General features: G+C 56.4%; 1 rRNA gene. It reads left to right on the forward strand.

What is annotated here, in order from left to right:
- Window positions 1–150: 150 nt before the first annotated feature.
- Window positions 151–218: ribosomal RNA gene (locus G3I19_RS38390) — 16S ribosomal RNA — on the forward strand; the annotation flags it as partial.

The raw sequence follows: 218 nt of genomic DNA on the forward strand, positions 1-218 counted from the left end.
TTTGGTGGGTTGGTGGTTCCTTTGAAAAAGACCTGTTCCGGCCTTCGGGTCAGGGGCAGGCGACACACAGCGAGGACGCTGTGGACGATCGGCCTTATTCCGGTTTGATTGTCCCGCTCAACGCGATGTGGACCCGATTACGGGTAAACATTCACGGAGAGTTTGATCCTGGCTCAGGACGAACGCTGGCGGCGTGCTTAACACATGCAAGTCGAACG

The organism is Streptomyces sp. SID10853, assembly GCF_010548145.1.
In the GTDB taxonomy this organism is placed as follows: Bacteria; Actinomycetota; Actinomycetes; order Streptomycetales; family Streptomycetaceae; genus Streptomyces.